The 12536-nt window shown below is 58.8% G+C and carries 13 protein-coding genes; 6 read left to right on the plus strand and 7 right to left on the minus strand.

Going from position 1 to position 12536, the window contains the following annotated elements; all coding sequences use genetic code 11:
* The first annotated feature begins 32 nt into the window (after positions 1 to 32).
* Positions 33 to 1841 carry an ABC-F family ATP-binding cassette domain-containing protein gene (locus tag ACR3EH_RS17170; protein ID WP_253762151.1) on the plus strand — a complete coding sequence of 603 codons (1809 nt, stop codon included), beginning with the start codon at positions 33 to 35 and terminating at the stop codon, positions 1839 to 1841.
* Here ACR3EH_RS17170 and ACR3EH_RS17175 read toward each other — a convergent pair.
* On the minus strand, positions 1838 to 2386 hold the full coding sequence (locus tag ACR3EH_RS17175) for a sugar O-acetyltransferase (RefSeq protein WP_171183569.1): 549 nt from the start codon (positions 2384 to 2386) through the stop codon (positions 1838 to 1840). The two genes, ACR3EH_RS17170 and ACR3EH_RS17175, sit on opposite strands and share 4 nt — an antisense overlap.
* A 9-nt stretch (positions 2387 to 2395) precedes the next feature.
* Positions 2396 to 3151, minus strand: coding sequence for a 3-hydroxyacyl-CoA dehydrogenase (locus ACR3EH_RS17180; protein ID WP_171183567.1), 756 nt, complete (start codon positions 3149 to 3151; stop codon positions 2396 to 2398).
* Between the two features lie 207 nt (positions 3152 to 3358).
* On the opposite strand from ACR3EH_RS17180, the gene ACR3EH_RS17185 reads away from it, so the two are divergent.
* The gene (locus tag ACR3EH_RS17185; RefSeq protein ID WP_171183565.1) at positions 3359 to 4174 is read left to right on the plus strand and encodes a hypothetical protein; all 816 of its coding nucleotides are present in this window, start codon (positions 3359 to 3361) and stop codon (positions 4172 to 4174) included.
* Positions 4175 to 4252: 78 nt separating this feature from the next.
* Here the strand turns inward: ACR3EH_RS17185 and tyrS are convergent, their stop codons facing one another.
* Positions 4253 to 5506: a tyrosine--tRNA ligase gene (gene tyrS, locus ACR3EH_RS17190; protein WP_171183563.1), complete on the minus strand. Its 1254-nt coding sequence runs from the start codon at positions 5504 to 5506 to the stop codon at positions 4253 to 4255.
* Positions 5507 to 5749: 243 nt separating this feature from the next.
* Between tyrS and ACR3EH_RS17195 the strand changes: the two genes are divergently transcribed.
* From ACR3EH_RS17195 to ACR3EH_RS17205, 3 genes are all read left to right on the plus strand, one after another.
* Positions 5750 to 6871: an anhydro-N-acetylmuramic acid kinase gene (locus ACR3EH_RS17195; protein WP_371732059.1), complete on the plus strand. Its 1122-nt coding sequence runs from the start codon at positions 5750 to 5752 to the stop codon at positions 6869 to 6871.
* 78 nt (positions 6872 to 6949) lie between these two features.
* Positions 6950 to 7240: a hypothetical protein gene (locus ACR3EH_RS17200; RefSeq protein WP_171183559.1), complete on the plus strand. Its 291-nt coding sequence runs from the start codon at positions 6950 to 6952 to the stop codon at positions 7238 to 7240.
* A 9-nt stretch (positions 7241 to 7249) separates the two neighbouring features.
* Positions 7250 to 7711 carry a hypothetical protein gene (locus tag ACR3EH_RS17205; RefSeq protein ID WP_171183557.1) on the plus strand — a complete coding sequence of 154 codons (462 nt, stop codon included), beginning with the start codon at positions 7250 to 7252 and terminating at the stop codon, positions 7709 to 7711.
* Positions 7712 to 7778: 67 nt separating this feature from the next.
* Here ACR3EH_RS17205 and ACR3EH_RS17210 read toward each other — a convergent pair whose 3' ends face one another.
* The 3 genes from ACR3EH_RS17210 to ACR3EH_RS17220 form a co-directional block, all read right to left on the minus strand.
* Positions 7779 to 8669 carry a fatty acid desaturase gene (locus ACR3EH_RS17210; protein ID WP_171648452.1) on the minus strand — a complete coding sequence of 297 codons (891 nt, stop codon included), beginning with the start codon at positions 8667 to 8669 and terminating at the stop codon, positions 7779 to 7781.
* Positions 8670 to 8714: 45 nt separating this feature from the next.
* Positions 8715 to 9344, minus strand: coding sequence for an extensin-like domain-containing protein (locus ACR3EH_RS17215; protein WP_171183553.1), 630 nt, complete (start codon positions 9342 to 9344; stop codon positions 8715 to 8717).
* Positions 9345 to 9542: 198 nt separating this feature from the next.
* Positions 9543 to 9962, minus strand: coding sequence for a cupin domain-containing protein (locus ACR3EH_RS17220; RefSeq protein WP_171183551.1), 420 nt, complete (start codon positions 9960 to 9962; stop codon positions 9543 to 9545).
* A gap of 86 nt (positions 9963 to 10048) precedes the next feature.
* Here ACR3EH_RS17220 and ACR3EH_RS17225 point away from each other — a divergent pair, with 86 nt between their 5' ends.
* The gene (locus ACR3EH_RS17225) at positions 10049 to 11467 is read left to right on the plus strand and encodes a protein adenylyltransferase SelO (RefSeq protein WP_171183549.1); all 1419 of its coding nucleotides are present in this window, start codon (positions 10049 to 10051) and stop codon (positions 11465 to 11467) included.
* Positions 11468 to 11481: 14 nt separating this feature from the next.
* Here ACR3EH_RS17225 and ACR3EH_RS17230 read toward each other — a convergent pair whose 3' ends face one another.
* Positions 11482 to 12369, minus strand: coding sequence for a DMT family transporter (locus ACR3EH_RS17230; RefSeq protein WP_171183547.1), 888 nt, complete (start codon positions 12367 to 12369; stop codon positions 11482 to 11484).
* Between the last annotated feature and the right edge of the window lie 167 nt (positions 12370 to 12536).

Raw genomic sequence — 12536 nt, forward strand, 5'->3', positions numbered from 1 at the left:
ACGCAGTGTGACTGCCGGTTTAGCTGGCGGGCATGGCGAGAATTCCTTTGTTGCAGATGTCCGGCATTTCCCTGACCTTCGGGGGCGATCCGGTGTTTTCCGATCTTGATCTGGTTGTCCAACCCGGTGACCGCGTGGCACTGGTGGGGCGCAATGGGTCGGGCAAATCGACCCTTATGAAAGTGATGGCGGGACTGGTTGAAGCTGATCAGGGCGAGATCGTTGTACCGCCGGGGAAATCCGTAGGGTATATGGAGCAAGACCCAACGATGGAGGGGTTTGCAACTCTGGGGGACTATGCCTCTAGTGGGTTGGAGCCGGGCGAATTGTACAAGGTGGAACGGGCGGGTGAAGGGCTGAAGTTCGATCCTTCTCGCCCCGTTGAGACAGCCTCGGGTGGGGAACGGCGACGGGCAGCATTGGCCAAGTTGATGGCTGAAGCCCCCGATCTGATGCTGCTGGACGAGCCAACCAACCATTTGGATATTGAAGCCATCGCGTGGCTGGAGCGCGAACTAGGATCAACCCGGGCGGCTTTTGTATTGATCTCGCACGACAGGGCATTTTTGCGGGCACTGACGCGGGCGACGCTTTGGATCGACCGAGGGGCTGTCAGACGGCAGGAGCAGGGTTTTGATGCGTTTGAGTCCTGGCGGGACAAGGTCTGGGAAGAAGAAGACCAACAGCGTCACAAGTTGAATCGGTTGATCAAATCCGAAGCGAAATGGGCAGTCGAGGGCATCAGCGCCCGGCGCAAACGCAATCAGGGCAGGGTACGGGCCTTGCAAGCGTTGCGGGCGGAAAAGGCGGCGCAGATCAAACGTCAGGGTTCCGCTGCCATGACGCTTGAAGCGGGGCCAAAGTCGGGTCGTAAGGTCATTGAGGCCAAGGGCTTGGCCAAGGGGTTCGACGACAAGCAGATTGTTCGGAATTTTGACCTTCTGGTGCAGCGCGGTGATCGCGTGGCGTTTGTCGGACCGAATGGGGTGGGCAAGACTACGCTGCTGAAAATGCTGTTGAGACAGGTGGAGCCGGATGAGGGTTCGGTTTCGTTGGGCACCAACCTTGAGATCGCTGTGTTCGACCAAACTCGCGCTCAACTGGATCCCGAGATGTCCCTTTGGGACAGTTTGACCGGTGACCCCGAGATGCGGGTGTCGGGTAAGGCCGATCAGGTGATGGTGGGCGGACAGCCCAAGCACGTCGTTGGCTATCTCAAGGAATTTCTGTTTGACGAACGGCAGGCAAGAGCGGCCGTTAAGTCCCTGTCTGGTGGCGAAAAAGCACGGCTATTGCTGGCGAAGCTGATGGCGAAATCCTCGAACCTTTTGGTGCTGGACGAACCGACCAACGATCTGGATGTCGAGACACTGGACTTGTTGCAGGAGCTTTTGGACGATTACGACGGCACGGTTCTGTTGGTCAGCCACGACCGGGATTTTCTGGACCGTGTGGCCACGACGACCATTGCGATGGAGGGCAATGGGCGCGCCACGGTTTATGCCGGTGGGTGGTCGGATTACATCGCGCAACGCGGTGATGTGACGGGCAAAAAAGAAGAAAAAGCAAAAGCTTCAAAGCCAAAGGTCAAGCAAGAGGCCAAGCCGAAATCGGGTCTGTCTTTCTCGGAAAAACACAGATTGGAAAAACTGCCCGCCGAGATCGCGCGCCTGGAGGCCGAGATCGCCAAGCTGGAAGAGTTGATGTCTGATCCCGAACTGTTCACCCGCGAGCCTGTCAAGTTCCAGAAGGCCACCGACGCTTTGGTGGAGCGGCAAGAAAAGCTTTCGGCTGCAGAGGAAGAGTGGCTAATGCTCGAAGAAAAGGCTGAAAGCGCTTAAGGCTTCAGACCTCTGGCAGGGTTTCCTGCGACTGTCTCTCCGGCGGGAACGTTTTTGGTGACGACGCTGCCTGCGCCAATCGTGGCATTGTCGCCGATAGTGACGCCGGGCAACAGGATCGCGCCACCACCGACCCACACATGTTTGCCTATTGTAACCGGCAAGCCGATTTCCAGCCCTTGCGCCCGTTCAGCCGGGTCCTTGGCGTGTTGGGCGCAATAGATCTGGACATGGGGGCCAAACATTGAGTCGTCCCCGATCCGTACCGGGGCTGTGTCCAATACCACGCAGCCCGCGTTGAAATAGACCCGGTTGCCCAGATGGATGTTCATCCCATAGGCGCAATGAAACGGGGCTTCGAGGAAACAGTCTTCGCCTACTTGACCCAGCAAGGCACGTAGCTCTGGTGCCATCGCGCCGCGTGCGTCGGGTGGGCAATTGTTGTGCGCGTGAACGGCGTGTCTCGCTTGCGCGCGTAAGGCATCAAGTTCCGGGTCCAGACAGCAATACCATTGACCGGACTGCATTTTTTCACGTTCCGACATGGGGCAGGTTTAGCGCATGCGCAGGGCGCCGTCGACGCGGATGACCTCACCATTCAGATAACCCATCTCGACAATGAAACCGGCCAGACGACCGTATTCCTTCGGGTCGCCCAAACGGGGCGGGTTCGGGACGTCAGCAGCGAGCTGTTGTTGTACCTCTTCGGGCAGGCCAGCCAGCATCGGTGTCATGAAGATGCCGGGTGCAATTGTCATGACGCGAATGCCGGTTGAGGCTAGATCACGGGCCATCGGAAGGGTCATGCCGACGACACCGCCTTTGGACGCTGCGTAGGCCGCCTGACCCTTTTGCCCGTCATAGGCGGCGATAGAGGCGGTGTTGATGATTACACCACGCGCGCCATCGGACTCGGGGTCATTCCTGGCCATCTCGGCGACGGCAAGACGAGACACGTTGAAAGTGCCGACCAGATTGATGTCGATGGTGCGCTGAAAGGCATCCAAAGGGTGGGGACCATCCTTACCGACCGTTTTGATGCCATACGCGATGCCCGCGCAATTTACGGCAGCAGTGATCTTGCCCATCTTCTCCACGCCATGGCGCACGGCGGCAGCCACCGAATCTTCATCAGTCACGTCCGTCTGCGCGAAGTGACCCCCGATTTCGGCAGCGACCTTTGCGCCGCGATCCGCGTCGCGGTCCAGAATGGTAACCTGCGCACCTTCAGAGGCAAAATAGCGGGCCGTGGCTTCGCCGAGACCGGAAGCGCCGCCGGTGACGAGTGCTGCTGTGGTGGACAGGTGCATGGTGAACTCCTCCCAGAGATATGAACACTTGTTCAATAACTGCTACGCGGGGGTGGTGTCCACACTTTTGATGATGACGCTGCCCATCCGGGCTGTGCTTGCGTTCCTGAAGACAAATTAATCCGACCCTCACGAAAACGCGCCTGTTTGTGAGTGAAGATGTTGGGGCCGTCATGTGTTTTTTCGCCAGGAGGTCCTGATATGGTTATGAGTAAGAAACAAACGCTGGGCGCTGTATTTGTCGCGCCTGTTTTTGGATTGGTGATGATTGGCAGTGCATCTGCTGCACCGGAAACCTGTACTGGAAAAACAGCCCGCAGCCTGGCGAATGCCGGGGATTATGCGGGCCTATGTGATTGTGTGCAGGTGACGCCGAGTTTTCTGGACAGGCTTCAGAGACGGTCGGATTTCGAGACAACGTTGGACGTGACCGGGGCACAGTGTCCGGGTCTCGCCGCGCTACTGACGGACTTGCCGACGGCAAGCCTTTCGGGATCAAGTGAAAACCGTGGTGAAAGCCGGGGATCTGAACCGATTGGTGAAGCGTTTGCAGATGCAGGAAGTCCAGGATCGCCAGGCGGTGGTGAACCCGGAGATGGCGACGACCCGAGCGATGGTGGCGGTCCCGGTGACAGTGGTGATCCTGGTGATGCCGGCGGACCGGGTGATGGCGGCGGACCCGGTGATGGTGGTGAACCCGGTGATGGTGGCGAACCGGGTGATGGCGGTGGACCCGGAGACGGTGGTGAACCCGGTGATGGCGGTGGACCCGGAGACGGTGGTGAACCCGGTGATGGCGGCGGAAAAGGCGGCGGCAAGGGAGAAGGTAAAGGCAAAGGCGGCGGCAAAGGCGGCGAAGGTAAAGGTAAAGGCGGCAAAGGCGGCAGCAAAGGCAACAACGGTAGCGGGAATGGCGGCGAAGGCAGCAGCCCGGGCCGGGGCAACAACGCCAACAATGACGAAGGCGGCGATGACCGGAACGGTCGTGGCGGCGGTCGAGGGGGCGGAAAGGGACTTAGGTAAACACCCCGTCTTACGAAGCAACACGGCCACCCGATTGGGTGGCCGTTTTTTGCTTTGCCTCTTCTGATTGAGGCCTTGTCAGCCGAGCTGAACCAGCGCGTGGCGCTTTTTGCCAGCGCTCAGCTTGATGGGCGATGACAGCGCGCCTGCGTCGATCATCAGCCCTGCATCGGTCAGCGGAGCATCATCCAGCTTGGCCCCGTTCTCGGCGATCAGGCGCTTGGCCTCTTTGCCGGATTTTGCCAAACCCGATTTGACGATGATCTGCACGATGGACATGCCGTCACCCAATTCGTCAGGGCTGAGGGTCAGTGTTGGCAGATCTCCACCAACGCCGCCTTTCTCGAACACTTCACGCGCGGTCGCTTCGGCGTTGGCCGCAGCCTGCGCGCCATGCAGCAGGGTTGTGACCTCATTGGCCAGACGGATTTTGGCTTCATTGATCTCGGACCCGGCAAGGGCGCCCAGACGATCGCACTCATCCACCGGCAATTCAGTGTAGAGCTTCAGAAACCGGCCCACATCCGCGTCGGTTGTGTTGCGCCAGAACTGCCAGAACTCATAGGGCGAGCGCATCTCAGCGTTCAGCCAGACCGCACCGTCCTGAGACTTGCCCATTTTCTTGCCGTCACTGGTGGTCAGCAGAGGCGAGGTCAGGCCGTAGATCTCGTGATCCAGCACGCGGCGGGTCAGGTCGATGCCGTTGACGATGTTGCCCCACTGATCCGAGCCGCCCATCTGCAGAACGCAGCCATAGCGGCGGTTCAGTTCCAGGAAGTCATAAGCCTGAAGGATCATGTAGTTAAACTCGAGGAAGCTCAGCGACTGCTCACGATCCAGCCGCGACTTCACAGACTCAAACGACAGCATCCGGTTGACCGAGAAATGGCGCCCGATATCCCGGAGAAAATCGAGGTAGTTCAGATCGTCCAGCCATTCGGCATTGTTCAGCATAAGCGCCTTGTTCTCGGCGTCCGTGTCATAGTCGATATAGGCGGCGAACACCTTCTTGATGCCCGAGATGTTCTCGTCGATCTGTTCGGGGCCCAGCAGGGGGCGTTCATCCGCGCGGAACGACGGATCGCCCACCTTGGTCGTCCCACCGCCCATCAGGGTGATCGGCTGGTGGCCGGTTTTCTGGAACCAGCGCAGCATCATGATCTGGATCAGGCTGCCCACATGCAACGACTTGGCCGTTGCATCAAAGCCGATATAGGCCGGTTTGCACCCACTGATCAGCGCGTCGTCAAGGCCCTGATAATCGGTGCAGTCGGCGAGAAAGCCGCGCTCGATCATCGTGGCGATGAAATCCGATTTGGGGTGGTAGGTCATATCGTGCCCTTTGGGTTAATGTTGCGGGGCACTGTATAGGCGGCAGCGCGCAGGAGGAAAAGCCACCTTTTCATAAGTGTGTCGGGTGTCGATCCCGCCACGCGATTTGCGAAAAATGAATGCCGCCTGATGAGAACGCTTGCGTTTTTGTGCAAACAAAAGGCAGTTTGACCGGGCTGCAACCCAGAGGTGAACCCAAAGACCCGGATGTGGCGAAAAGAACAGCCAGATCAGGAGGCAGGCGTGAGCCAGACCATCAGCAAACACGGTGTGATCCGGGCGTTGGGCGCAATGTCGGGGACTTCGATGGATGGGGTGGATGCCGCGATGGTCGAAACCGACGGGCACCAGATCATCGGGTTCGGGCCAAGCGGTTATCGCGCCTACACTGACGCTGAACGCGACGTGTTGCGTAGGGCGCTGGGGCAGTGGCACGGGCCAGATGTCGATGCAGCCGCCGAATTGGTCACTTTTGCCCATGCCGAAGCACTGTCGGAATTTGAAGAGGTCGACCTGATCGGTTTTCACGGCCAGACCCTGGCACATGAGCCGCGCGGGCGTGGCACCTTGCAAGTGGGTGACGGTCTGGGACTGGCGCAGGCGTTGGGGCGTCCGGTCGTCTGGGATTTCCGCAGCGATGATGTGGCGATGGGGGGCGAGGGGGCTCCGCTGGCGCCGTTCTTTCATTTTGCCTGCGCCAAGTGGTTTGGTGCGGATCGGCCCCTGTGCTTTCTGAACCTGGGTGGGGTCGGCAATCTGACCTATGTTGATCCGTCCTTTGACGGACCCGAAGCGCCGGGTGCTTTGCTGGCCTTTGACACCGGGCCTGCAAATGCGCCTGTTGACGATCTGATGCAAGCCCGGCTGGGGCTGCCGATGGACCGGGACGGAGCGCTTGCACGTGATGGCACCGTCGAAATGGGCGCGCTAGAGCTGTTTTTGGCCGAGCCATACTTTGCCCGGATGCCGCCGAAATCATTGGACCGGAATGATTTTTCGGAAATGATCGGTCTGGTGCAGGAATTGAACGATGCGGATGCCGTGGCAACCCTGACCGGGATGTGTGCCGCGGGGGTCGTGCAAGGGATGGAGCATTGCCCAAAACCTCCGTCATGTGTGCTGGTCACCGGCGGTGGGCGACATAATCCGGTTTTGATGGAGATGCTGCGCGTGTCGTTGGACTGCCCGGTCGAACCGGTTGAGGCGGTGGGACTGGATGGCGATATGCTTGAGGCGCAGGCTTTTGCCTATCTGGCGGTGCGCGTGGCGCGAGGCCTGCCGACCTCGTGCCCCGGCACAACCGGTGTTCAGGCACTGGTCGGGGGCGGAGTGGTCAGCTCGGTTTCGATGGATGCCGTTGGGTAGCATTACCCAAAAACAGTTCAAAAAAACAACTTGTTGTGCGACGGTTGCCTCAGACCCATGGATTGAGGGCAAGGCATTATGGCGACAAAAGCAGAGCTTGAAACAGAGTTAGAGAAACTACGGCAGCGCAACGCGACGTTGGAAGCGCGGGTTGAAGAAGACCCGAAGCTCAAGGACGCGCCCGAACGCGTCAAGACATCAGATGAAATCCGAAAGCTGCTTGAAGAGCATGGCATTGATCTGAGCAAGGCACAGTCCTTGGGAGAGGACGTGGTCGAGGAATTCGGCCGCCTGCAGAAGGATTATCCGATGACTGCGTTACTGATTGCGTTTTCGCTGGGATACGTTGTCGGACGCGCACAAGGTTAGGAGGGACCCATGAGCAGATTGAGTAGAAATCTGGTGACGATCTATCGGACGGAACGTCTGATCGCCCGGCGCCGTCTGGCCGTGGTTCAACAGCAGACTATTTTGATGGGGATCGCGGGCATTGCTGCCCTGTCAGCGTTGGTGCTTGTGAACGTTGCTTTGTTCTTTGCTCTGCAAAACTCCATGTCTCCTGCCTCGGCCGCTGCATTACTGGCACTTGGCAATCTTGCGTTCGCCTGTCTGCTGGTCTTGTTCGCGCGACGCAGCAACGCAGAGGACGAAGTCGCCCCGGCGGTTGAAGTTCGCGACATGGCAATTGCAGATATCGAGGATGAGTTGGAAGAGATGGCGTCCGAAGCGCGCGAAGTTGTGCAGGCCGTCAAAAGCATCGGGGCGAATCCATTGGGTTCGATGGCGACAGTGTTGGTGCCTTTAATCAGCATGTTGATCAAAAGTCGAAGTGGCGATTAGGGGGCGCTGCCCCCGCCGCGCAAGCGCGCCTCCCCCGAGATATTTTGGGCCAGATGAAGAACGGATCTTATGAGTTGAGCGTTCGGGCGTAGTCTTTGGTGAATTCCGTGTAACCGGTGGATGTGGATTTCAAGTGCGCGCGCGTCCAGTCGTGCAACTCGGGCAAGTGGTGGAACGGGACATTTGGAAAGGAGTGATGCTCGGCGTGGTACGGCATGTTCCAGGCCAAAAACCGTAAGGCCCGGTTGGTAAAGGTTGTGCGCGAGTTCTCGAGCATGTTCGCCACTGGCGGGCAGAGGCCATGCTCGGCCAGCAGGTAAAGGCGTAAAACGGGTTGAGCGACCAGCACAGGAAGAAGCCAGACCCAGAACAGCATCGTGCTGTAGGTCAGGCTGATGAGCGTTAAGGCGTAGAGACCAAGCAGAATGCGCGCTTCGACCTTCATCGCTTTGTGTTGGCGCTTCGGAAGGTAAGGGGCGTCCAGGTGGCCGCGTGCGTTTTGAACCAGAACCTTTGCCATGCCGCTCCAATAGGTCCAACCGCTCAGGTAGATCATCAGGTCAGGCCAGTTGTCGGGGCGCGGTTTTCCATCCAGCTCCGGGTCGCGTTTGGGGTCGTTGGTCCATTTGTGGTGGGCCAGATGGAAATATCGGAACCACGTAAAGGGCAGGGCAATTGGGACCGAGACCAGATGTCCGACCGCATCGTTCAGCCACCCTGTACGAAAAGGGGTCTTGTGGGTGCATTCGTGGCTGAGGGTGAAGAGGAACACCAGCAAAACGCCTTGCGGCAGGACCAAGACCGGCCAGAACGGGATTTGCGCCAAAATTGCGGCGCTCAGGGCCGCCAGCGCCGCCAGATAGATCAACAGATGGTTCAGCCCAGCGGAGTTCGACCGGCGTTGCAATCGGTCCTTAGTTTCGGCAGGCAAAGAAGCGATCAGGTCTTTGTGGTCCATACCGGCATCGTTAAACCCGGTTTAAGTCCGGTCAAGCCCGAAGGGCTAGCGGCAAACCGGAGCGCCTTTGCGCTGGGCTGTGTCAAAGTGAAAATGCCCAACGTGATAGCGGTCGGCGTCCGGGCCGAGTACGGTACTGAACACGCCACAGGCACCGTTGTGCAGCTCGCGCAACACCGCGCTTTGGGTCTTGTCCGTCCATCCGTCCTTAACGGTGATTTGTGTGCCGTCCTGAAGAACAAAGGTCGAAATATCAATGGCCCGCCCGCGTGCATGTTGAGACAGGCGCGCGCGTGGCTGGTTGTTCTGGGTTTTGCAGGCATAGTGCCCTACTACCCGCATGCCCTTGAGTCCGCCGCCTATTTCGGCAAAGGCGGGTTTGGCAACGGTTTCGATCCATGTTTTCAGCGTGACCGCCGTCTGACAATCCATCAGCGAAAACTGACTGAGGGCAACATCTGAGATCCGGTAGACCCGAACCGGTTTGGCAATGCCGCAGCCCCGGGTCTTGCTTTTCAGGGTTTTGCGCGTTTCGCCCAATATGGTCCAGTCGCCGCAGACGGCCCCACGTTCGCGCATCCGCTCGCGTCCTTGTTCCAATTGCATGGCCGCGCATGGGGACAGGTCTTCGGGCGTCTGCGCGGCTGGTTCGGCAGTTGTAGACTCGCTGGGCAATGAAACATCCAACGGTTCGCCAGAATCTGCACAGTCCGGGCTGGCGCTTGTAATCCCTGCACTTAAGCAGAGAATAAGGACAGTCAAACAGACCTGCTCCATGCTCACTCGATACTCCGTCACACACGGTTACGGGTACAGGATGGTCAAAGCTGAGCCGTCTGTAAACTCAACTTTTCAGAGATTTCTTGGGTCGGGCTATTCCCTTGGGATGTCAAAGCCCGGCGCGGCCAACTCAAAACCTTCGAAATCAAAGCCGGGAGAGACCGTGCAACTGACCAAGGTGTAGTCGCCCGTGCTGCGTGCAGCCTGCCAATGGCCTTCCGGAACGATCAGCTGCGGCGCGCCTTTTAACAGGTCAGGGGTCAGCAGATGATCGACCGCAGGCCCCGCATCCGTCGCGCTGAGCGATAGGAACAGAGGTGCGCCTGCGTGGTAGAGCCAGATCTCGGTGGCGTCGACCCGATGCCAGTGGCTGCTTTCACCGGCCTGCAACAAGAAATAGATGCAAGTGCCGGTGGGGCGGCCTGCGTTGCTGGCACGCCATGTCTCGGCATACCAACCGCCTTCGGGATGACGTTGCAGGTTCAGGTGATCGATAATGTCTTGTGCGGTCATAAGTGCCCTCTTGGTTCGGCGCGATTATGCACGGGACGATACGATCCGCTATGGTATTCGTGCGCCTGAACAATATGTAGTGCGACATGACCCTAACGATCCCCTTCGATAACACCTATGCCCGTCTGCCGGATGCGTTTTTTGCGCGGCAGGCGCCGGTTCCCGTGCGTTCACCGCAGATGATTGCATTCAACGATGATTTGGCGAAGTTGCTGCAGATCACCCCAGGAGATGTGCAGGACATGGCCCAGGCTTTTGCTGGCAATCGTCTGCCCACAGGTGCAGAGCCCATTGCGCAGCTGTATTCTGGGCACCAGTTCGGACAGTATAACCCTCAATTGGGGGATGGGCGTGCGGTGCTGCTGGGCGAGACCGTGGGCACCGATGGGGTGCGCCGGGACATACAGCTGAAAGGCTCGGGCCCCACGCCTTTTTCGCGCCGTGGCGATGGTCGGGCGTGGCTGGGGCCGGTTCTGCGCGAATATGTGGTGTCTGAGGCGATGCACGCGCTGGGCGTTCCGACCACGCGTGCTCTGGCGGCTGTGGAAACGGGCGAAACGGTGTTTCGCGAAGGCCCGATGCCGGGGGCGGTGTTGACGCGCGTGGCCAGCAGCCATCTGCGGGTGGGTACGTTTCAGGTTTTCGCCGCACGGGGGCAGCTGGACAGTTTGCGCCGACTGACGGAATACGCCATCGCGCGTCACTATCCTAAGGCTGACGGGCCTATGGGTCTGTTGCGGGCGGTGCGGGACGCACAGGCCAAGCTGATCGCGCAGTGGATGAGCGTGGGGTTCATTCACGGGGTGATGAACACTGACAATTGCTCGATCGCGGGTGAGACGATTGATTATGGCCCTTGCGCTTTCATGGACACGTATCACCCCAACACGGTCTACAGTTCGATTGACCGGATGGGGCGCTATGCCTATTCGAACCAGCCCGACATTGCTGTGTGGAATCTGGCGCAGCTTGCGACGTCGCTGATCCAGCAGATGGATGATAAGGAGGCCGCTGTCGAAGAGGCGACCGAGATCGTCCATGCCATGCCAGAGCTTTTGCAGCAGAATTGGTTGACCCTGTTCCGGGCCAAGATCGGTCTGACGGCTGACGAAGACGCTGATCTAGAGCTTGTGACGGATCTTTTGAAACGCATGGCCGAAGGGCAGGCGGACTTCACCAACACATTCCGGGCGCTGGGCAGCGATACCGCGCGGGATCAATTTGTTGACCCCGCCAGCTATGACAGTTGGGCCGAGGGCTGGCGCGCGCGATTAGAACGCGAAGCGCAACCGTTCGACGTGATGGCCGCTGCTAACCCGGCGTTTATTCCGCGTAACCACCGTGTCGAACAGATGATCCAAGCGGCGGTACAAGGGGATTACGCGCCGTTCCATCGGCTGAATGCCGTCCTCGCTCGGCCTTACGATGATCAGGATGACGACGCAGATTTGAAACGGCCCCCGGCCAAGAACGAGGTGGTGCACGCAACCTTCTGTGGGACATGACCCATAGGGCGACACTACTTTCGCACGATCTCCAACACGGCGGCGCTGACGATCAGCGCAGCGCCCAGAAACTCTCGTAGGCCAAAGGGTTCTCCGGATAGCACGGCAGCAGATGCGATTCCGACGACCACTTCGCTCATCAGCAGCAGGCCGACCCTTGAAGGGGAAAGCTTCGTCGCAGGCCAAATCGTCATGTAGATCATGGGCAGGACGTAAAAGGCCGACAACAGGGCCAACAGAAGAATGCGGATCGCTTCACTTTGCGCGATGGATGGTAAAGCCTGCTCGGGCAGAGCAAGAAGGCTGAATAGGGACAGGATCAGCGCACCGAAAACAAAGGCAAAGACCTGCCCCGAAATCGAGATGCGATTGACACGATAAAGGCCCATAGAGCCCAGGGCCCAGCATATGCCTGAGGCCAATGCCAGCCAATCGCCTATGTTTTGCGGCCAGGGCACGAAACCCGCGCCGCCCAGAACAACAAAAAGACCGCCCAACCCGCAGAAAAGACCAGCAAGGCGCATGAGGCTGAGACGCTCACCCAAAAACAAAACACCCAGAAGTGTTCCCCAGATCGGCGTGAGGTAGAACAGCAGGATGGACCGCACAACATCGGTATACACCAGGCTGATGGAATACAGGCTAAACGCGGCCCCTGTGAACATGCCGCTGAGCATCAGGTTGCGCCATTCCCGCACCAGCGTTTGCCGATCGCTCCAAATAAACGGAAGTAAGGCGATCAGGGCCGCGCAGTACATGACAATCCCGGGCCAGGGGCCGGTCAGACCCTGATCCAGAAAGAACCGAACCGGGATCCAGTAAAGCCCCCATAGCGCGCCACCCATGACCAGAACCAGGCTGGCGCGGGTGCTGTTGTCCGGCTGTGTCTGATGCAGTTCCATTCAGCCCCTCGAGTTGTGGCGGTGTCGCCGTTCCACTGCAACCGGATAGAGCAGAGGATCAAAAGGAACAATCCTTTGGTGATCGCTTGCAGGTCGTTTGCCAATTAACCGTGCAATTGGCTTTGTTTCTGTCCAAGGCATTCGTTCCGTAACCGAACAGAGGGGTT

This window comes from Ruegeria sp. BG7 (genome assembly GCF_056535685.1).